We start from the raw sequence: 19788 nt of genomic DNA, 5'->3' as shown, positions 1-19788 counted from the left end.
GGCACGCGCGCGCGTGCGCACACGGAGTGTCGATGACACGAAAGGCGGCCGGGCGGGTACGTAGGTCTGCATGACACCTGAGCGATCTGACCCGGCGGTGCCGACGGCCACCTACCGGCTGCAGCTGCAGCCCGAGTTCCCGTTCGCGGCCGCGGCGGCGGCCGTGCCGTACCTGGCCTCGCTCGGCGTCTCGCATCTGCACCTGTCGCCCGTCCTGGAGGCCGTCCCGGGCTCGGGGCACGGCTACGACGTCGTGGACCACGCGCGCGTGCGCGAGGAACTCGGCGGCGAGGAGGGGCTGCGGGCGCTGGCGCGCACCGCGCGGGAGCACGGGCTCGGCCTGGTCGTGGACATCGTGCCCAACCACATGGCCATGGCCCCGCGGCACAACCGCGCCCTGTGGGAGGTCCTCCGCGAGGGCCCCAAGTCGCCGTACGCGCGCTGGTTCGACATCGACTGGGAGGCGCAGGGCGGCCAGGTGCTGCTGCCGGTGCTCGGGCAGCCGCTCGGTTCGGAGATCGAGCACCTGGAGGTCGACGGGAAGCTGCTGCGCTACTACGACCACCTGTTCCCGCTGCGCGCGGGCACCGAGGAACTGCCGCTGCCGCAGCTGCTGGACGCGCAGTGGTACCGGCCGGTGTGGTGGCGGCTGGCCCGTACGGAGCTCAACTACCGGCGCTTCTTCAGCATCTCGGAGCTCATCGGGGTCCGGGTCGAGGACCCGGAGGTGTTCGAGGCCACCCACGCCAAGATCCTGGCGCTGCTCCACGAGGGCGTGATCGACGGCCTGCGCATCGACCACCCCGACGGCCTCGCCGACCCCGACGCCTATCTGCTGCGGCTGCACGAGGCGACCGGCGGCCGCTGGACGGTCGTGGAGAAGATCCTGTCGGACGGCGAGCCGCTGCCGGCCTCCTGGCCCGTCGCGGGCACCACCGGCTACGACGCCCTGCGGCACGTCGACGGCCTCTTCGCGGATCCGGCGGGGGCCGGGGAACTCCTCGGCCAGTACCGGCGGTTCGCGGCCCCGCAGACGGACCGGGGCGGGGACTGGGAGGCGACCGTGCGGCGGGCGGCGTACAAGGTGCTCACGCACGAGCTGGCGACGGAGACCGACCGGCTGACCCGGGTGGCGAGCCGCCTGTGCGCCCTGTCGCCGGAGCCGGCGCTGCGCGACCGCGCGCCCTGGGCGCTGCGCACCGCGCTCCAGGAGCTCCTCGTCCGCCTGGAGGTCTACCGGCCGTACGCCTCCGGGGACGCGGCCCGGATCGTCACCGATGAGGCCGCGGCCAAGGCCCGGCTCGCCTTCGTCGTCCCCGAGGAGGCGGGCGCGGTCGACGTCGTGCGCGACCTGGTGCTCGGGCGGTACGGCGACGGGCCCGCGTTCGTGGAGTTCCAGGCCCGGTTCGCGCAGACCTCGTCGGCGCTGCGCGCCAAGTCCGTGGAGGACACGGCGTTCTACCGCTATGTGCCGCTGCTGTCGGCAACCGAGGTGGGCGGGAACCCGGGCAGGCCCGCCGTCTCCCCGGAGGACTTCCACGCGTACTGCGCACGCGTGCAGCGCGACTGGCCGGTGTCCGGGACGGTGGTGTCGACCCACGACACCAAGCGCAGCGCCGACGTACGGGCGGCCCTGGCGGTGCTCACCGAGTGTCCGCAGCGCTGGGCCGACGTCCTGGCCGAGGTCACGCGCACCGGCGAGGGCGTGCCGGACGCGCAGCTGGCGTGGGCGGCCTGGCAGACGGTGTTCGGGCTGGGGCGGGCGGACGCCGAGCGCGTCCAGGAGGCCCTGCTCAAGCATGTGCGCGAGGCCGGCCTGTACACGAGCTGGACGGAGCAGGAGCCCGCGTACGAGGAGGCGGTGGCGGCGTTCGTCGCGGCGGGGCCGTGCGGCGCACCGGGGGAGCAGGTGACCGCCTTCCGGAGCCTGCTGGAGCCCCACATCCACGCCAACCTGCTCGGCACGGCCCTGGTCCACCTGACGATGCCGGGGGTGCCGGACCTCTACCAGGGCACGGAGAGCGAGTACCGCGCCCTGGTCGACCCGGACAACCGCCGGCCCGTGCCATTCCCCCCGGAGCATCCCGGCGCCAAGGAGGCGCTGACCCGGGCGGCACTGAGCCTGCGCGCCCGCCGCCCCGACGTCTTCGGCGACTCGGCGAGCTACGCGCCCCTGGCCGCCGAGGGCCCGGCGGGGGCCCACTGCGTGGCGTTCACGCGCTCGGGAGCGGTTCTCACGGCCGTGACCCGGTTGTCGCTGCGGCTGGCGGAGGCGGGCGGCTGGCGGGACACCCTGCTGCCGCTCCCGCCGGGCCGGTGGGCGGACGTCCTGGCTCCGGAACGGGAGTTCACGGGGCACGCGCGCGTGGCGGAGCTTTTCGAGGGGCTGCCGGTGGCGTTGCTGGAGCGGGTGGCCTGAGTCGGGCGAGAGGGCCGGCGGAGGGGGCGTGCGTCACTCGCCCCGCACTGCGCCCCCGCCCTCGCGACCGGCGTGCACCCGCGCGCGCTACCGGGGCTCGTGGCGGAGGGACGGCTTGTGGTGGCGAGTGGCGGGGCGCCGGGCGCGCTGGAGAGGGTGGGCTGAATCGGGCAAGAGGGCCGATGAAGGGGGCGTGTGCCGCCCGGCCCGCACCGCCGCCCCGCCCTCGCGACCGGCGTGCACCCGCGCGCGCTCCCGGAGCTCGTGGCGGAGGGACGGCTTGTGGTGGCGAGTAGTGGCGATTGGCGGGGCGCCGGCCGCCGAGGGGCTCGACGACGGCGTAAACGCGCGTGGACGCACGGCAATCGGTGCGGAGTACCCGGTTCCGGCCGGGTGCGGGCCGCGGCGGGGGTGGGTTCCGAGGCCCGCGCCCCGGCGGGCCGGGCGCCCGCGACCCCGCTGGCACGTACGGCTCCACCTGCTGCCGGTAAATGCATCTGGGCGCCCCCTGGAGCCTCCCCCGTGCCGTCCTTGACACGTCAACGGGAGCGTGGGGTACTGCGATGGCGAAGCCGGGCGGATGTGACGGGGGTGAGTCTCCTGCCGAAGCTGCGCTACCCCACGGTGACCGAACTGGTCGCGTCCGCACGGGCGTTGGCCGCCCACCGGCCCCGCGTGTGCGCGCTGAGACAGGTGGGCGTCTCCCGGGCGGGCAGGCCCCTGCACCTGCTGTCCGTGGGCCATGCCCGCCGTGCCGTGCTGGTGGTCGCGGGGGCCCACTCCAACGAGCCGACCGGCGGCGCCACGCTCCTCTCGGTCGCCGAACGGGTGCTGTACCAGCGGGAGTTACGCACCGACACGTCCTGGCACCTCCTGCTGTGCGCCGATCCCGACGGGGCGAGCCTGCATGTGACCCCGGCGCCGCGCAGCCTGTTCGACTACCACCTCGGGTTCTTCCGGCCGGCGGGACCGGAGCAGCCGGAGTGGTCTCCCTCCGTGCTGCCGCCCGACCGGCTGCCGCCCGAGACACGCGCCCTGACCGGCGTCATCGACGAACTGCGCCCCTACCTCCAGGTGACGCTGCACGGGACCGACCTGGGCGGCAGCTGGGTCCAGTTGACGAAGGACGTGCCGGGTCTCGCCGAGCCGTTCGCCAAGTCCGCGGCGGAGCTGAACATCCCGGTGGAGACGGGCGCCTCGGACGCCGCGGGCTGGCCCGCCACCGGACCCGGCGTGCACGTCATGCCGTCACCGGGCGCGGGTGCGGCGTACCCGAGCATGCCGGACGACGCACGGCACAGCACCTGGTACCACGCCCACCGGTACGGCGGTCTGACCGCGGTCGTCGAGGTGCCGATGTGGGCTAGCGACCTGGTGGACGACCCGGCGCCGCACCCGGCGCCGGCGGCGGCGATGCGGCAGCTGGCGGGCCGGCTGCTGCGGGACGCGCGGGCGGTGGAGGAGGTGCTGGCAGACGCGCTGCCCCGTCTGCAGGGGGACGACGGGCCCCTGATGAGGGCGGCCAAGTGGGGGCTCGAGCTGGTGCCGGGGCTGGCCGCGGACTGGGTCCACACCCCGCCCGCCGACAACACCAGGGCGTACGTCGGCAGCGTGGACGCCTTCGCGCGCCGGGTGCCGCTGCGGGCGGCGGCCATGCTGCTGCGGGTGCTCCAGGAGACCGACGACCCTGCGGCACCACGTCTCGAACGGCTCGTCGCGATCTGGAGCCACTCCTTCGCGGAACGCTTCAGCGCTCGCTGGGTGCCCCTGGAACACCAGGTCGAACACCAGTCCCGCACGGTCGTCGCGGCGGCGCTGCACGCACGCGACTTGGCGACGTAAACCTGCCGTACGGGATCCGTGGCCCCGTGCGGCGTCAGCCGTCCAGCGCGAAGACCGCCCCCGTGCGTGCCCCCAGGACGCACGTGTTGGAGAAGGTCTCCTTGTACTCGACGGGCCGGCCCTGCCACTCTCCGCGCGCGTGGGCGGTCACCGGCGCGTAGATCATCGGGCAGTACGTCTCCCGGGTCGGGACGGCACCGATGTCGCCGCCGGCCGTCTCGAGTTGTGCGCAGGCCTCGGCGGCGCGTCGGTGGCCCTGGGGCGGGTCGCACAGCAGCAGGGTGCCGCGGGTGCCGCTGGAGCGGGCGTCGCCCGTCGTGAGCGTGACGAAGAGCCAGTCGCCCCCGGCGGACTCCTGGGAGGTCGCCTGCGCCGGGGCGCCGGAGGCGAGGAGGAGGGCGGCCGCCGCGAGCAGGCCGCCCCGTACCGCTGTCGTTGTGGTCGTGTACGTCATTCCCGATGCATCGGCACGGCGGGCTCGGAACCCCACCCCGACTCACCCGAACGGGAGCGGGCGGGCGCGTGCCGACCGGCGAGCTCGAACGCGGCGAGTACGACCCGCGACTGGTACTCCACCTGGCGCGCGACCGGGATCCAGCGCGCCCCGCAGCCGTCGCGGTAGTCGGCGCACCACTCGTCGACCAGCCGGTCCAGCTCCGGCAGGGCGCCTGCCGGGTCGGTGCCGGAGCGGGTCACGAGCTGGTGCAGCAGCCCCGCCGTCCGCAGGGCGAGGCGTCGTCCGGCGATGCGCAGGGCGGTCAGGTGGGCGGTGCTGAGGGGCGGCAGCGGACGCTCGCCCGCGGCGATGTCGGGGTCCCACGCGTCGGCGAGGCCGGGGCAGACCAGTAAATAGTCCTCGACCGGGGCGAGCAGGCGGGCCGCGTCGGGGTTGGCGGCGAGGTGGGGCCGGATCCGGGCGAGGATCCGCTCCAGGAGGTGCGCGTCGTGGCGCAGGGTGTGACTGACGGTGCGCAGCACCGCGGCGGCGTCGGCGGGCGGTGTGCCGTCCTCCACGGCGGCCACGCCCCACATCGGCGCCTCGACGACAGCGGTCACCGTGCCGTGCCGGTGCGGGTGGAACCAGGTGGACTCGACGGCGGCCTCGGTGATCGCGGCGGCCAGGTCGGTCGGCCTGGGCGGGGGTATTCGGTAGACGGCTGGACCGAGATTCGGCCAGTACAGGGTGTCGTACGGGCCGAGTTCGCGCGGTATGCCGAGGCGGGCCGCGGTGTGCGCGACGCGCTGCGCGAGGCCGGGCAGGTCGCGGGTGAGCTCGACGAAGCCGCCGCCGACGTCCACGCCGTGCAGGGAGCACTGGAAGAAGGGCCGCAGTTCGTCCTGGAGGTCGAGCAGGGCCCGGGTCTCGGGCAGTACCGCGTCGGCCGCGCCGTCGGGCAGCCATTCGGGCTGTTCCAGGAAGCCGGGCCGGAAGAAGTTCCGGAAGTAGTGGCCGAGGGTGTACGGACCGCTCAGCCAGCGTTCGTTGCGGCGCAGGCCGTCGGGGTCGAGGCAGAGCAGCAGGTTCCAGGTGGCGTCGGCGCCCGCGGTGAGGCTGGGGTCGGCGAGGGCCCGCTCGGCCAGCCTGAGGACGGTGGCGCCGCCCACGGGCTCGTTGGCGTGCGGTCCCGCCACGACGAGGGCCTGGCGGCTGCCGTGACCGACGGAGAGGAGCCACATGGGGGTACCCGCGCGGGAGACGCCCGCCCGGCGCAGTCGGGAGTCCTCGGGGTGGCGGGCGACAAGGGCAGCCGCCCGGGCGCCGAGCTCGTCGACGGTCGGGTAACGGAGGAGTGGCGGCAGGGCACACCTCCACATGTGGTGCCGTCGGTTCACCTGATGTGCATGGTGTACGCACAGTCAGTCACGACTTGACGGGTACGTCAACACCATGAAGAGCAAAGGGACTTGAGGCACAGCAGTGCGTCAACCATGGGCCAGAGCTAAGCGTTGACTCAGTGAACTCGACGGACTCCGCGGACTCGGCGGACTCGACGGACTCGACGGACTCGACGGACTCAGTCGGTCGCGAGCCGGAAGGCCATCCGTCCGAACCCGATCTGGTCGCCCTCGCGGACGACGGCCGCGCCGATGACCCGCCGCCCGTTCACCGTCGTGCCGTTGGTCGAGCCGAGGTCGCGCAGCACCCACATGCCGCCCTGGCGGCTGAGTTCGGCGTGCACCCGGGACACCGTCTCGTGGGTCAGACGCAGCCCGTTGGCGGGGTCACGGCCGATGCGCAGGGCGTGCCCGGCGCCGGGGTGCGGCAGCAGCAGCTTGGGCAGCCGCTCGGCCTGCCAGGCCCTGCGCAGCCGTACGGTGAAGCCGGAGACCGCCTCGACGGTGCCGAACACCAGGCGCGAGAGACGGTTCTCCGTGGGCAGGTCGGCGGTGAGCACCGCGAGCTCGTCGGAGCGGCGGGCCAGGAGCGCCAGTTCCATCCGCCGCACGAAGGTGTCGTGCGAGAGCCGGCCCATCGCGACGCCGTCACGGAGCACCTGCAGCGCCTTGTCGCGCTCCGCGTCGGACAGCCGCGCGGGGTACGTGTTGAACTCGAAGGACGACGTCACGTTCGTGATTGTCGGACAGGGGACGCCGGGTGTCCAGAAAACGCGGAAACGGCCGCCACGCGCGCGTACCTGGCGACACCTGCCGCAATTGGGCGGATTCACCGGCGTATTGATCGCGTTTGAAGCACGATGGACGGGCTACATCACGGTGAGCAGACGAAGGGGAACCGTCCGTGCAGTTCGAGGTGTGGGCACCGCAGGCCGATCGTGTGACGCTCCAGTGCGACGGCGTCACGCGCGCGTTGGAGCGCGATCCGGGGCGCGTGGGCTGGTGGTGGGGAGAGGCGGACGCGCGGGACGGATCACGGTACGGCTTCGCGGTGGACGACGGCCCCGTGCTGCCCGACCCGCGGTCGCGCCGGCAGCCGGACGGGCCGGACGGGCTCAGTGCGGTCGTCGAGCACGAGCGGTACGCGTGGCGCGTCGAGTGGGCGGGTCGTCCCCTGCCGGGCGCCGTGCTGTACGAGCTGCACGTGGGCACGTACACGCGTGAGGGCACCCTGGACGCGGCGGCCGAGCGGCTCGGGCATCTCGTGGAACTGGGCGTCACGCACGTCGAGTTGATGCCGCTGTGCCCCTTCCCCGGCCGGCACGGCTGGGGGTACGAGGGGGTGTCGCTGTGGGCGGTGCACGAGCCGTACGGCGGCCCCGAGGCGCTGAAACGCTTCGTCGACCGGGCGCACGAGCTCGGTCTGGGCGTGGTCCTGGACGTGGTGCACAACCACCTGGGCCCGTCCGGCAACTACCTCCCCGCGTTCGGCCCGTACTTCACGGACACCCACCACACGCCCTGGGGTTCCGCGGTGAACCTGGACGCGCCCGGTTCGGACGAGGTGCGGGCGTATCTGCTGGGCAGTGCGCTGGCGTGGCTGCGCGACTACCGGATCGACGGGCTGCGTCTGGACGCGGTGCACGCGCTGGCGGACACGCGCGCGTGCCACTTCCTGGAGGAACTGTCGACCGCCGTGGACGGCCTCGCCGCCGACCAGGGCCGTCCCCTCTTCCTCGTCGCCGAGTCGGACCTGAACGACCCGCGGCTGGTCACCCCGCGCGCGGAGGGCGGCCTCGGACTGCACGCCCAGTGGAACGACGACTTCCATCACGCCCTGCACGCCGCGCTGACCGGCGAGTCCCAGGGCTACTACGCCGACTTCGCGCGCGCCCCGCTCGCGGCGGTCGCCAAGACCCTCACCGGCGGCTACTTCCATGACGGCACGTACTCCAGCTTCCGGGACAGACACCACGGGCGCCCCCTGGACCGCAACCGCGTCGCGGCGCACCGGCTCCTCGGCTACACCCAGACCCACGACCAGGTGGGCAACCGCGCCCAGGGCGACCGCCTGTCCGCCTCCCTCTCCCCCGGCCTGCTGGCCTGCGCGGCGACGCTGACGCTCACCTCGCCCTTCACACCGATGCTGTTCATGGGCGAGGAGTGGGCCGCGGGCACCCCCTGGCAGTTCTTCACCGACCACACCGACCCCGAGCTCGCCGATGCCGTACGGCGGGGCAGGCGGCGGGAGTTCGCCCCGCACGGCTGGGCCGAGGAGGACGTCCCCGACCCGCAGGACCCCGCCACCCGCGACCGCTCCTGTCTCGACTGGTCGGAGCCGGAGAGCGAGCCCCACGCGCGCGTGCTGGCCTGGTACCGCCTGCTCATCGCCCTGCGGCACGAGCAGGCGGACCTCACGGATCCGGACCTCGCCGACACCAAGGTGGCCTACGACGAGGACAGCCGGTGGCTCGCCTTCCGCCGCGGTGACGTCCGTGTGGTCGTGAACCTCGCCAAGGAGCCGGCGGCGATCCCCCTCGGCTCCCGCCCCGCGCGCGTGCTCGCCGCCTGGGAGCCCGTCGAGGCGTCGGCGCCGGACGGGATGCTGCGCGTGCCCGGGGAGTCGTGCGTGGTGCTGCTGCAGGACTGACAGGACTGGTCGGAACCGGCGCCCGGCGGATGCCTCCGTACCGCTACTCGTCCGTCTCCTCGTCCCGCAGTTCCGTCACCCGTTCCAGCAGGATCGCCTCCCAGGCGCGTCGCAGCCGGGTCCTGAGGAGCGGGAGAGGGGCGTCGTCGCGGCCCTGTAGGCGCGCGGCGAGCTGGACGACCGTGTCGCAGCGGGCCAGCCACAGGCCGCGCAGGCAGGGACGGGCGCCGTAGCCGGCGAGGGTGGCGGCGCGGACGGCGGCCGGGGAGCCGACGGCGCGGGCGAGGCCGGCGATGTCCTCGGCGGGGTCGCCGAGGACCGCGTCGGTCCAGTCCAGGACCCCGCGCACCCGGCCGTCGCCGCTGACCACGAGGTGGTCGCCGGTGAGGCCGTGGTGGACGAGGACCGCGCTGCCGGACTGGGCGGCGAGCTGGACCGCTGCCGGGGCCGTGAGCTGCTGGAGGCGGGCGGGGTCGAACTCGTCGGCCTTGGCGAGGCGTTCGGCCGCCCGCTCGGCCTCCCGGCGCAGGGCCTCGAGGGAGCGCGGTCCGGCGCGCGGCACCCCGAGGGCCTCCGCCTGCCGGACCGGCACCTCGCGCAGGCCCGTGAGCAGCCCGGCCAGGTCGGCCTCGCCGACGGCGGACACGTCGTGGTCCTCCCCGGAGCCGCCGGGCAGCCTCGTGTCCAGCGTGTACGTCAGTCCGGGCGCCCACTCGCCGTGCGCCACGCTCGTCGGCACCGCGACCGGCAGGTGGGGGCGGACGAGGTCGCGCAGGCGCAGTTCGCGGCGTCGGCGGGCGGCGGCCTCGCGGTCGGGGGCGAGGCGCAGCACATGGCGCGTGCCGACCCACCAGGTGGCGGGCTCGCCGCCCTCGGCGGCGGGCCGCACGTCGGGGCCGCCGGTGTCGGCCGCGCCCTCCTTGAGCAGGGTGCGGACCAGCCGGCGGACGGTGTCCGTGGTGGGTGTCGGTGCCTGGGTCATGGTCGCGCCGTTGTCGTTCCTGAGGACGTAGGGGCTTCCTGCTCGTGCTGTCGCTGCTGCGTCAGTCCACTATCACCATCTCGCGGGTCGTGTCGTTGAGGCGGCGGCCGCCGTCCTCGGTGACGGTGACGATGTCCTCGATGCGTACCCCGAACCGGCCCGGCAGATAGATGCCGGGTTCCACGGAGAAGCACATGCCGGGCACCAGGGGCTGCTCCTCGCCCTCGATCATGTACGGCGGCTCGTGCGTGGTGACGCCGATGCCGTGGCCGGTGCGGTGGATGAAGTACTCGCCGTACCCGGCGTCGGCGATGACCGCGCGGGCGGCCCGGTCGACCTCCTGACAGGCGACGCCGGGCCGTACCGCGCGGAAGCCCGCCTCCTGGGCCGTGCGCACCAGGTCGTGGACCCGGCGTTCCTCGTCGGTGGGTTCGCCGACGTGGACCGTGCGGGAGGTGTCGGAGCCGTAGCCGTCCTTGAGGCCGCCGAAGTCCAGGACGACCATGTCCCCGCGCTCGACGACCCGGTCGCCCACGTCGTGGTGGGGGTTGGCGCCGTTAGGGCCGGAGGCGACGATCGTGAAGTCGACCTGTGCGTGGCCGTGTTCACGCAGCAGCCGGTCGAGGTCCGCGGCGATCTCGGACTCCCTGCGGCCGCCGAAGGCAACGTTCCGGATGTCCTCGAACGTTGCGTCCGCGGCCGCGCCCGCGGCCGCCAACAGCTTGAGCTCCGCCGCGTCCTTGACGGCGCGCAGCATCGGCAGTGCCTCGGTGAGGGAGGCGTAGGAGGTGCCGGGCAGCGCCTTCTGCAGTCCCAGGAGGTGCATCGCCCAGGCGTTGTCGCTGACGCCGAAGCTGCCGGAGGCGTCCAGGAGGGCGGCGGTGGCGGCGTAGGGGTCCTTGCCGTCGGTCCAGTCGCGCAGGGTCAGGGCGGACGCGCCGGGCGCCTTCGCGGCGTCCGGGGCCTCCAGGGTGGGGACGACGAGGACGGGATCCTGTCCCGGGGCGAGGACGAGCAGGGTGAGCCGTTCGGTGGTCGCGGTGGGCGCGTAGCCGGTGAGCCAGACCAGGTCCGGTCCCGGTGCCACCAGCAGCCCGGCCAGCCCGGTCTCGGCGGCCGCCCGCACCGCGCGTTCCATACGGGCCCTGTAGTCGTCGGCGGTGAAGGGCGCGGCCGTACTGCCGGTCATCCGGGCCTCCCGGGGCGGGTGAAGGGACTACGGGCAGCATCCTGCCCGGACAGCGGGGGCGGCGCGAGCCGGTTGTCAGGTCTTTCGGACGCGCCGACGGCCTTTTCTCCTGACGTCCGAGCGTTGCACAACCATTATTCCTAATGCTTAGATCGCCACAGTCCATTAGAAGCACCCACGGGAGGCACCTTTCGTGCTCGTACTCGCGCACATCAGCGATCTGCATCTGGACGGAAGCACCCGGGCGACCGAACGCGCCGAGCGCGTGCGTGACCGGCTGTGGCGGCTGCCGGGGCGGGTGGACGCACTGCTGGTGACCGGGGACATCGCGGACCACGGCACGGAGGCGGAGTACGAGGAGGCCGCCCGCATCCTCGGCCTGCGCGACGGTGACGCGCCGTTCCCGGTACTGACCTGCCCGGGCAACCACGACAGCCGGGCGCCGTACCGCAAGGCCCTGCTCGACCGCCCCGCGGCCGACGGACCGGTCAACAGCGTGCACGTCTTCGACGACGGCGCCGTGCTGATGTGCGACTCCAGCATCCCGGGCAGCGACGAAGGTGCCCTGGACGAGGAGACGTACGACTGGATCGAGGCGACCCTCGACGAACTCGACGGGAGCCTTCCGGCGCTGCTGGCCTTTCATCACCCGCCGGTCGCGCTGCACCACCCTCCCCCACTGCCTGACGGGCGTGGGAGGTGCCCCCAGCCCGACTCCTACCGGCTGGGCCGGCCCGACCGGCTCGCGGCGCTGCTGGAGCGCCGTCCCGAGATCGCCGGGCTGATCACCGGTCACGCGCACACGCCCGCCGCGACCGTGTTCGCCGGGCGGCCGCTGGTCGTCGGGCCGGGGGTGACCTGGACGCTGCGGCTGCCCTGGGAGGGCGAGCAGATCGCGGACCGGGACGCTCCGGTCGGGCTGGCCTTTCATGTGCTGGACGACGAGGGGCGGCTGACGAGTCACTTCCGGGTGGTCACATGAGGACGCCGGGGACGACCGTCAACTGCTGCGGGTAGTCATGTGACGACGCCGGGCACGACCGTCAACTGCTGGTAGCCGCCGCTGCGGTGGCGGACCGTCAGCACGACCTCCTTGCCGGGGCGGGCGTCGGCGACCGCTCGGGCGAGGTCGGCCGCCGAGTCGACCCGGGTGCGGCCGAACACGAGGAGTACGTCGCCGCGGACCAGGCCCGCCGAGAAGGCCGGGCCGGGGACGTGGACGCCGACGACCTGGGCGCCCACCTTCTCGGCGTCCACGGCCTCCAGGCCGAGGGTCACACCGACGGGCGCCGGCGAGGTGGTCGTGGTCGAGACGGAAGGGCCGGGGCGCGCCGAAGCTGACGCACTCCCCCGGCCGCCCGACGCTCCCGGCACCGCCTGCCCCGGCCGCCCCTGCTCCCCCGCCTGCCGCTGGAGTTCGGCGAGCTTGCTCAGGCCGATCACCGTGGCGCCGACCGTGCCGAGGCCGACGCCGGACAGGACCAGGACCGTGCCGACGGACAGGGCGAACAGCAGAGCCCTCAGCCGCCGGCCACGCCGGCGCGCGGCGTGCGGGCGCCGGGCCGCGCCGGGCTTGGTGCCGCCGCCGGGTTCCCGGCCGGGCATCGGCTTGGGACGCAACGCAGTCTGTTCCATGGATCGCCTCCGGCTGGTGCGGATCGCCTCCGGCGGTTGCGGATCGATCCCGCCTGTTGATCTACCCGGCGCACCGGCGCACCACGAGCCACGAACGAGTGAGACTGACCCTCGGTCAGGGGCGGGAAGGTACTCACTTCCGCCCCACCAGCACCTCCATCAGCCGAGCCGCCGTTCCCCGCAGGGCCCCCGTGCACACCAGTTCCGTCCGGTGCACGACCCGCGGCTCGGTGACCGGGACGGCGACCGCGCCGGGCACCCCGGCGGCCACCGACCGGGGCAGCAGGGTCAGGCCGTGGCCCGCGGCGGACAGGGCGGTCAGGACGCGCACGTCGGTGCCCTCGTAGCGCAGGGCGGGCCGGAAGCCGTGGCCGCCGCCCGCCGCACGGAGCCGGTCGAGCGGCAGGCCCGCGTCGGGGGCGTCCAGCCAGCGGGCGGCGGACAGGTCCGCGAGGCGCAGTCCGGTGCGCCGGGCCAGGGGGTGGGCGGCGGGCAGCAGGACGCACACGGGTTCCTCGCCGACGCAGTGCGTGGTCAGCGGGGCCACGTCGGGCAGCCGCAGCGGATCGCTGGGTGCGGCCAGGCCGTCGACCAGGCCCAGGTCGGCGGTGCCGGTGGCGACGGCCGCCGGGATCCCGTCGCGGGCCAGCACCCGCACCGTCACCCCGGCGGCGGGCAGCGCGGCGACGGCACGCGGGCCGAGGGCGGTCGGTGCGGCGGCGAGCGTCAGGCCGTGCTCCGGGGCCGCCGCCATTCGTACGACGTCCGCGCGGGCCGCGTCCAGGCGCAGCAGCAGCGGGCCCGCGTGTTCGAGGAGCCGCTCGCCGGCCGCGGTGGGTACGACGGGGCGGCGGGTGAGCAGCGGTGCGCCGAGGTCCTGTTCGAGGGCCGCGATGTGCTGGGACACCGCCGACTGGGTGTAGCCCAGCGTGCGGGCGGCCTCCGAGAAGGAGGAGAGACGGGCGACGGTGACGTAGGTACGCAGCAGATGCGGGTCCATGTCCGCCAGGATCCCGTACCCCATCAGCTCCGCTTATCGAGGGTGCAGAAATCATCGTTGGACGTGAACTCCGGGCGGCGCACAGGATGAGCCCATGACCACCACCACAGCCCGGCTCGCCCTTGTCGGCGACCGCTCCCCCAACGTCGTGTCCCACACCCGCATCCCGCTCCTCCTCGACGCCCTCGCCGAGCGCGACCGACTGGTCCTGGACGCCTACTGGATCCCGTCCGAGGCGGCGGCGGAGGAGGGCGCCGTACGCGGGTTCGACGCGGTGTGGGTCGTACCCGGCAGCCCCTACCGCAGCGAGACCGGCGTGCTCGCCGCGATCCGTACCGCGCGCGTGGCGGGGATTCCGTTCCTGGGCACGTGCGGCGGATTCCAGCACGCGCTCCTGGAGTACGCCCGTGACGTGTGCGGTCTGACGCGGGTGGCGCACGCCGAGAACGACCCGGACGCCGACGACTTCCTCATCGAGCCGCTGGCCTGTTCGCTCGTCGGCCACGAGGCCGTGGTGAGCGTCGAGCCGGGCTCGCTCGCCCAGTCCGTGATCGGCTCGGAGCGCACGGTCGAGCGCTACTTCTGCGCGTACGGCCCGACCCGCCACCTCGACACACTGCGCGCGCACGGCATGCGCTTCTCCGGGTACGACGAGGACGGCCACGTCCGGATCGCCGAACTCCCCGGCCATCCCTTCTTCCTGGCCTCGCTCTTCCAGCCGGAACTGTCCGGCGACGGCTCGCGCCCGCACCCGATCGTCCGGGCGCTGGCGCGAGCCGCGGTGGAGCACGCGACGCGGGCCGCGGGACAGCCCGTCTGACGCCCGGACGTCAGCCGACCGGTACGACAGGGGCCCGGTCCGGCAGGAACCCGTGGGCACGGCCGGACAGCCAGTCGGCCTTGTAGCGGTCGACCTCGCGATGCCAGTTCAGGATGCCCGCCATCCAGTTCTGCAGGTCGACGACATAGCCCTGCATGACCTCGCGCGCCTCGGCCGAGAGCGCGAAGTCGTCGTACACGACGGGCAGTTCGTGGGCGGCGACGTGTTCGAACTGCTGCATGCGCTGGGTCATCAGGTCGTGGACGACGCCGAGCGCGGTCGGGTAGTCGATGCCGAAGAAGTTCTGCACGACGAGGATCGCGTTGTGGATCTCGCCTTCGTACTCGATCTCCTTCTGGTACGAGAACACGTCGTTGAGCAGGCAGGCGTAGTCGACGGCGGCGTTCTCCAGGGAGCGGACGGGGCCGCTGCGGTACACCTCCGGCGGGACGGCCGCGCCGTGGCCCATCCGGCACAGGCTCATGGTGAGGTCGGCGCCGAAGGTGGCGCGCCGCATCTCCAGGTAGTCGACCGGGTCGGGGATGCGGTTCTGGAGCTGGTTGGACAGCTCCCACACCCAGCTCTCGGTCATCACGTCGATCGCGGCCTTCAGGGTGCGCCGTTGGTCGGGCGTCATCTCGGCGGTCGTACGCGCCCACAGGTCGGTGAGGGCGCGCTCCATGGCGTTGAGCGGGACGGCGGCCTCCTCGCCGTCGACGGGCATGCAGGCCGAGAGGCGGGCGGTGGTCAGGCGGGCGGCGGCCAGGTCGCGGCGGTGGCCGAAGACGAGGGGGTAGTAGTCGTCGCCGTAGGTGCCCCAGGCGAGCCACTGCGAGCTGAGGTCGAGGGCCTCGGGGGTCGCGTCCGGGTCGAGGCCGGCAGCGCACAGCGGGAAGTCGTACGCGGCGAGTTTGTCCTCGTCCCAGACGCCTTCCTGGAGGATGCCCATGGCGTTCACCCAGTCGGTGAGGCGGCTGCGGGCGCCCTCCAGGTGCGGGCTGAGTTCGAGCTCGAAGGGCATGTGGAAGTCGGGCAGCAGGGAGGGGCCGACCTTCTGGTACGGCACGTGGGTGTAGGCGCGCAGGCGTTCGGCGCCGGCCGCGGCGAGCAGTGCGCCGACGTCGGCGGCGGAGGTGCCGGGGCCGGTGAGGCCCTGCCACGGCTTGGTGGTCTCGGCCCGCGCGTTCATGTACCGGCTGGAGCGCATGTGCCATTCGTGGCCGCCGGACTGCCAGTCCTGCAGTCCCTGCGTGTACTTGGCGACCGCGGTCACCTCGTCCGGGGCGAGCCCCTGTTCCAGCGCCAGGGCGGGGACCTCGGTGAGCGCGGTGTGCTCGAACTGGTGGAGGCGGGAGGTGAGGACGTCGTTGACGGTGTCGGCGGCCTCCTGGGTGGTGCAGTCGAAGAAGGTCTCCAGGACGAGCACGCCGTTGCTGAGCTCGCCCTCCTCCTCGACCTCCCGTTGGTAGGAGAACAGGTCGTTGCGCAGGTGGACGCCGTCGGAGAAGGTCTCCATCAGCACCCTGAGCGGCCTGGACCCGGCCACGGACGGGGGGACTTCGGCGGTCGCGTACTCCACGAGGCCGGCCGACCAGGGGGCGCCGCCCACCTTGCGGCGCATCTCGATGTACTCGACGGGGTTGGCGATCCGCCCCTCGTTGATGTTGGACAGCTCCCACAGGGACTCGTTGAGCAAGTGCTCCGTGGCCACGGCGAAACGGCGGCGCCAGTCCGCCGACATCGACGGCACGGTACGCGTCCACAGGTCGGCGAGGCCCGCCTCGACCGGGTTCTGCGGTTCGGGCATCGGCGTCGAGAGGTCCATCGGCATGAACAGCGGCAGCCGGTCCAGATAGGCCTTGCCGCCGGCGCGGTCCTGGGTGCGCTTGAAGATCTCCAGGAAGTGGTCGTCGAAGAAGAAGACCCACACGTACCAGTCGGTGATCAGCGACAGGGCCGGGCCGTCGCAGTCGGGGTGGGTGTAGGCGCAGAGCAGGCCGTAGTCGTGCGCGTCGAGGTCGGACTGCTCCCAGATCCCGGAGCCCTCCAACATGCCCATGTCGCGCGCCCACTGGGTCGAGTGGGCGCGGGCCTCGTCGACATGTGGATTGAGCCGTGCGGGATACGGCATGTAGAAGTGCGGGAGTTCGAAGGGCTGCTGCGTCATGGCCGGGCCCTACCCGGGGCCCTGCGGGGGCATCCACAGGCCGGGGAATGATCACACCATCGTGTGAATCGGGGGTGAACCCGGGAGTTATGAGCGGCACTTGTGGCGTTCACCTCTACGCGCGCAGACTTCAACAGTTCACGTGTCCGCCGTCTCACCGGAGCCCCGATGAACCACGACCCCAGAACCTTCTCCCGCCGCGCCACGCTCGCCGCACTCGCCGGTGCGGCCCTGGCCGGCACCACCGCGGTCCCCGCGTCGGCGACCGGCCGGCGGACCGTCCGGTTCGCCACGTTCAACGCGTCCTTGAACCGCGGCACCCAGGGCGCGCTGGTCACCGACCTGTCCACGCCGGACAACACCCAGGCGCGCAACGTGGCGGAGACCATCCAGCGCGTCGACCCCGATGTCCTGCTGGTCAACGAGTTCGACTACGACAAGGACGGCACCGCGGCCCGGCTGTTCCTGCGCAACTACCTCGCCGTGGGCCAGAGCGGGGCGCGGCCGATCCGCTTCCCGTACCACTTCACCGGCCCGGTGAACACGGGCGTGGCCTCGGGGGTGGACCTCGACGGGCGCAACGGGGCGGTGACGACGCCCGGTTCGGACGCGTACGGCCAGGACGCCTTCGGCTACGGCTGGTTCCCCGGGCAGTACGGCATGCTCGTGCTCTCCAAGTTCCCGATCGACACGCGCGCGATACGCACCTTCCAGCGCTTCCTGTGGAAGGACATGCCGGACAACGTCATGCCCGAGGGGTACTACAGCGACGCCGCGCGCGATGTCCTGCGGCTCTCCTCCAAGAGCCACTGGGACGTGCCGGTGCGCCTCGGGCACTCCGCGGCGGACACCGTGCACTTCCTGGTGTCGCATCCGACGCCGCCCACCTTCGACGGGCCCGAGGACCGCAACGGCCGACGCAACCACGACGAGATCCGGCTGTGGGCCGACTACATAGGCGGACGCCGGCGCAGCGCGTATCTGTACGACGACAAGGGCGGCCGGGGCGGACTGCGGCCCGGGGCGCGGTTCGTGCTCGCGGGCGACCTGAACGCGGATCCGTACGACGGTGACAGTTACGACCATGCCGTACGGCTGCTCCTCGACCACCCGGCGGTGCGCCTGCCGTCGACGCCGCCGGCGAGTGCCGGGGGTGTCGAGGCGGCGAGGCTCCAGGGCGGGGCGAATGTCTCGCACGTCGGTGATCCGGCGTACGACACGGCCGACTTCGGGGACACCGCGCCCGGGAATCTGCGCGTCGACCACGTCATCCCGTCCAGGGGGCTGATACCGGCGGCGAACGGCGTCTTCTGGCCGACGTCGGACGACCCGCTGTACCGGCTGGTCGGGAACGGCACGACTGTGCCGACGTCGGACCACCGGCTCGTGTGGCAGGACATCCGCCTCACCTGACCGCCTCACCTGAACTGCCCGCGTACCGCCCGCCCCACCTGAGCGCGCAGCGCCACGAACTCCGGCAGGCCCCTGGTGGCGATCTGGTCCCGTTCACCGGGGAGCCGGACCGGCAGGTCCAGGGCGATCTTCGAGGCGGGGCCCGGGGTGAGGACGACGACGCGGTCGCCGACGTAGACGCTCTCGTCGATGTCGTGGGTGACGAACACGATGGTCGTGCCGTCGGTGCGGTGGACCTCCAGGAGGAGGTCCTCCAGGTCCTCGCGGGTCTGGGCGTCCAGGGAGCCGAAGGGTTCGTCCATGAGGAGGAGGGTGGGGCGGCAGACCAGGGCGCGGGCGATGGCGACGCGTTGCTGCATGCCTCCGGAGAGCTGCCAGGGGTGGCGGCGGGCGGTGCCGGAGAGGCCGACGCGGTCGAGGATGCGGTCGGCCTCGGTGCGCCGCTCGGCCCTGCCGAGGCCCCGCCGGCGCAGCGGGAGCGCGACGTTGTCGCGGACCGTGAGCCAGGGCAGGAGGGAGCGGCCGTAGTCCTGGAAGACGACGGCCAGGCGGTCGGGGACGCCCGTGACGGGGGTGTCGTCGATCGTGACGGTGCCCTCGCGCGCGGGGAGCAGGCCGGCGATCGTGCGCAGCAGTGTGGACTTGCCGCAGCCCGACGGGCCGACGACACACAGGAGTTGGCCGTCGGGGACGGTGAGGGTGATGTCGTGCAGGACCTGGTGGTCGCCGTAGTACTGGCCCACCGCCGAGAGGTCGAGCATGTGGTCGGTCACCTGGCCTTCCCGCTGCTGAGCAGCCGTCCCTCGACCGCCAGGAGGGCGGTGTTGAGCAGATACCCGAGGACGCCGAGCAGGACCAGGGCCGCCCATACGGTGAGCAGGTCGGAGCGGGACTGGGCGTCGGTGAGGGTGAAGCCGATGCCGTTCGCGGTGCCCGGCAGCAGTTCGGAGAACACCATGAGGATGAGGGAGAGCGACAGGCTCAGCCGCAGGCCCGCGAAGATGCGGGGCAGCGCGGAGGGCAGTACGAGGAACCACAGGCGTTCGGCACCGTTCAGCCGCAGGACGGCGGCGACGTCGAGGCGCAGCGGGTCGGTGTTGAGCGCCCCCGCCGCCGTGTTGATGAGCACCGGCCAGACGGCACTGAAGGCGATCGACGCGATCTGCATCGGCGTACCGAAGGCGAAGACGACGACGAAGACAGGCACCAGGGCGGGTGGCGGGACGGCCCGCGCGAACTGCAGGACGGGGTTGCACAGCGCGTACGCCCGGCGCGAGCGGCCGATCGCGATGCCGAGCGCGATCCCGGCGACGGCGGCGAGCAGGAAGCCCGCGGTCAGCCTGCCGAGGCTGGGCAGGATGTCGTCCACGGCGGCCGAGGTGAGGAACGCGTGCCGGACGGGCCCGGAGAACCACAGGTCGTGGACATGGCGCGCGATACGGGCCGGGGGCGGGAAGTAGACGCTGCCATGGGCTCGAGCGGCCACCTCCCAGGCACCCACGGCGAGGACGAGAACGAACCAACGGAGGAGAGCGGGGTGCGCCACGACGCGGGCACGGGGCGGGGAGGTATCGGTACGAGGCGGAAAGGCCCCGGTACGAGGCGGGGAGCTCCCGGTACGAGGCGGAGAGCTCGGGGAGATCCCGTCTGACGCGGCTCTCCCGTCCGATACGGCGGCCCCGTCCGACGCGGCACCATCCGACACGGCAGCCCCGCCCGCCCCGGCCTGACCCCCAGAAGCCCCCTCCGCCCCACCCCGGCGTGCGCGATTCCCTCCCGGTCCGCGCCGGCTCCCGCACCCGCCCCCGTCGGACTCCGGCTCCGGCTCCGGCTCC

The 19788-nt window shown here is 73.3% G+C and carries 16 protein-coding genes; 6 read left to right on the top strand and 10 right to left on the bottom strand.

Translation table 11 applies throughout. From position 1 onward, the window contains the following. Window positions 1-70: 70 nt before the first annotated feature. Window positions 71-2419, top strand: coding sequence for a malto-oligosyltrehalose synthase (gene treY, locus QFZ76_RS38640; protein WP_307678019.1), 2349 nt, complete (start codon window positions 71-73; stop codon window positions 2417-2419). 591 nt (window positions 2420-3010) lie between these two features. Then, window positions 3011-4261, top strand: a complete 1251-nt coding sequence (locus QFZ76_RS38635) for a M14 family zinc carboxypeptidase (protein WP_307678018.1) — start codon at window positions 3011-3013, stop codon at window positions 4259-4261. 34 nt (window positions 4262-4295) lie between these two features. Here the strand turns inward: QFZ76_RS38635 and QFZ76_RS38630 are convergent, their stop codons facing one another. The 3 genes from QFZ76_RS38630 to QFZ76_RS38620 all read right to left on the bottom strand — a co-directional run bounded on the left by QFZ76_RS38630 (window position 4296) and on the right by QFZ76_RS38620 (window position 6828). After that, entirely contained in the window at window positions 4296-4715 is a 420-nt protein-coding gene (locus QFZ76_RS38630) for an SSI family serine proteinase inhibitor (protein ID WP_307678017.1), read from the bottom strand. Continuing rightward, window positions 4712-6076 (bottom strand): M14 family zinc carboxypeptidase, encoded by a 1365-nt coding sequence (locus tag QFZ76_RS38625; protein WP_307680252.1) that lies wholly within the window; start codon window positions 6074-6076, stop codon window positions 4712-4714. The genes QFZ76_RS38630 and QFZ76_RS38625 overlap by 4 nt, the downstream gene beginning before the upstream one ends. A 200-nt stretch (window positions 6077-6276) precedes the next feature. After that, window positions 6277-6828 carry a DUF1707 and FHA domain-containing protein gene (locus QFZ76_RS38620; RefSeq protein WP_266432261.1) on the bottom strand — a complete coding sequence of 184 codons (552 nt, stop codon included), beginning with the start codon at window positions 6826-6828 and terminating at the stop codon, window positions 6277-6279. Window positions 6829-7001: 173 nt separating this feature from the next. Here QFZ76_RS38620 and treZ point away from each other — a divergent pair, with 173 nt between their 5' ends. Next, window positions 7002-8747: a malto-oligosyltrehalose trehalohydrolase gene (gene treZ / locus QFZ76_RS38615; protein ID WP_307678016.1), complete on the top strand. Its 1746-nt coding sequence runs from the start codon at window positions 7002-7004 to the stop codon at window positions 8745-8747. 43 nt (window positions 8748-8790) lie between these two features. Here the strand turns inward: treZ and QFZ76_RS38610 are convergent, their stop codons facing one another. Both QFZ76_RS38610 and QFZ76_RS38605 read right to left on the bottom strand, forming a co-directional pair. After that, entirely contained in the window at window positions 8791-9729 is a 939-nt protein-coding gene (locus QFZ76_RS38610; RefSeq protein WP_307678015.1) for an aminoglycoside phosphotransferase family protein, read from the bottom strand. Window positions 9730-9790: 61 nt separating this feature from the next. After that, window positions 9791-10918, bottom strand: a complete 1128-nt coding sequence (locus QFZ76_RS38605) for an aminopeptidase P family protein (protein ID WP_307678014.1) — start codon at window positions 10916-10918, stop codon at window positions 9791-9793. A gap of 193 nt (window positions 10919-11111) precedes the next feature. Here QFZ76_RS38605 and QFZ76_RS38600 point away from each other — a divergent pair, with 193 nt between their 5' ends. Next, on the top strand, window positions 11112-11900 hold the full coding sequence (locus QFZ76_RS38600) for a phosphodiesterase (protein ID WP_307678013.1): 789 nt from the start codon (window positions 11112-11114) through the stop codon (window positions 11898-11900). Window positions 11901-11935: 35 nt separating this feature from the next. Here QFZ76_RS38600 and QFZ76_RS38595 read toward each other — a convergent pair whose 3' ends face one another. Both QFZ76_RS38595 and QFZ76_RS38590 read right to left on the bottom strand, forming a co-directional pair. Continuing rightward, window positions 11936-12553, bottom strand: a complete 618-nt coding sequence (locus QFZ76_RS38595; RefSeq protein WP_307678012.1) for a PDZ domain-containing protein — start codon at window positions 12551-12553, stop codon at window positions 11936-11938. A gap of 133 nt (window positions 12554-12686) precedes the next feature. After that, window positions 12687-13553, bottom strand: a complete 867-nt coding sequence (locus QFZ76_RS38590) for a LysR family transcriptional regulator (RefSeq protein WP_307680251.1) — start codon at window positions 13551-13553, stop codon at window positions 12687-12689. 94 nt (window positions 13554-13647) lie between these two features. Between QFZ76_RS38590 and QFZ76_RS38585 the strand changes: the two genes are divergently transcribed. Then, window positions 13648-14373 (top strand): hypothetical protein, encoded by a 726-nt coding sequence (locus QFZ76_RS38585; RefSeq protein ID WP_307678011.1) that lies wholly within the window; start codon window positions 13648-13650, stop codon window positions 14371-14373. Window positions 14374-14383: 10 nt separating this feature from the next. Here QFZ76_RS38585 and cyc2 read toward each other — a convergent pair whose 3' ends face one another. Continuing rightward, on the bottom strand, window positions 14384-16540 hold the full coding sequence (cyc2, locus tag QFZ76_RS38580; RefSeq protein WP_307678010.1) for a germacradienol/geosmin synthase Cyc2: 2157 nt from the start codon (window positions 16538-16540) through the stop codon (window positions 14384-14386). A 168-nt stretch (window positions 16541-16708) separates the two neighbouring features. Here cyc2 and QFZ76_RS38575 point away from each other — a divergent pair, with 168 nt between their 5' ends. Beyond that, window positions 16709-17953: an endonuclease/exonuclease/phosphatase family protein gene (locus tag QFZ76_RS38575; protein WP_307678009.1), complete on the top strand. Its 1245-nt coding sequence runs from the start codon at window positions 16709-16711 to the stop codon at window positions 17951-17953. Between the two features lie 5 nt (window positions 17954-17958). On the opposite strand, the gene QFZ76_RS38570 is transcribed toward QFZ76_RS38575, so the two are convergent. Together QFZ76_RS38570 and QFZ76_RS38565 are read right to left on the bottom strand one after the other, a co-directional pair. Beyond that, a complete protein-coding gene (locus tag QFZ76_RS38570; protein WP_307680250.1) occupies window positions 17959-18714 on the bottom strand; it encodes an ABC transporter ATP-binding protein in 756 nt (251 codons plus the stop codon). Between the two features lie 8 nt (window positions 18715-18722). Further along, entirely contained in the window at window positions 18723-19454 is a 732-nt protein-coding gene (locus tag QFZ76_RS38565) for an ABC transporter permease (RefSeq protein ID WP_307678008.1), read from the bottom strand. Window positions 19455-19788 lie beyond the last annotated feature (334 nt).

Source organism: Streptomyces sp. V4I2, from assembly GCF_030817655.1.
GTDB classification, from domain to species: domain Bacteria; phylum Actinomycetota; class Actinomycetes; order Streptomycetales; family Streptomycetaceae; genus Streptomyces; species Streptomyces plumbiresistens.
This window is presented reverse-complemented; position numbering and strand designations above follow the sequence as displayed.

Coding starts and splice junctions, on each gene's coding strand:
- QFZ76_RS38595 (WP_307678012.1), bottom strand. CDS start 12,553: ATGGAACAGACTGCGTTGCGTCCCAAGCCGATGCCCGGCCGGGAACCC.
- QFZ76_RS38610 (WP_307678015.1), bottom strand. CDS start 9,729: ATGACCCAGGCACCGACACCCACCACGGACACCGTCCGCCGGCTGGTC.
- QFZ76_RS38575 (WP_307678009.1), top strand. CDS start 16,709: ATGAACCACGACCCCAGAACCTTCTCCCGCCGCGCCACGCTCGCCGCA.
- QFZ76_RS38570 (WP_307680250.1), bottom strand. CDS start 18,714: ATGCTCGACCTCTCGGCGGTGGGCCAGTACTACGGCGACCACCAGGTC.
- QFZ76_RS38605 (WP_307678014.1), bottom strand. CDS start 10,918: ATGACCGGCAGTACGGCCGCGCCCTTCACCGCCGACGACTACAGGGCC.
- QFZ76_RS38630 (WP_307678017.1), bottom strand. CDS start 4,715: ATGACGTACACGACCACAACGACAGCGGTACGGGGCGGCCTGCTCGCG.
- QFZ76_RS38585 (WP_307678011.1), top strand. CDS start 13,648: ATGACCACCACCACAGCCCGGCTCGCCCTTGTCGGCGACCGCTCCCCC.
- QFZ76_RS38625 (WP_307680252.1), bottom strand. CDS start 6,076: ATGTGGAGGTGTGCCCTGCCGCCACTCCTCCGTTACCCGACCGTCGAC.
- treY (WP_307678019.1), top strand. CDS start 71: ATGACACCTGAGCGATCTGACCCGGCGGTGCCGACGGCCACCTACCGG.
- cyc2 (WP_307678010.1), bottom strand. CDS start 16,540: ATGACGCAGCAGCCCTTCGAACTCCCGCACTTCTACATGCCGTATCCC.
- QFZ76_RS38590 (WP_307680251.1), bottom strand. CDS start 13,553: ATGGACCCGCATCTGCTGCGTACCTACGTCACCGTCGCCCGTCTCTCC.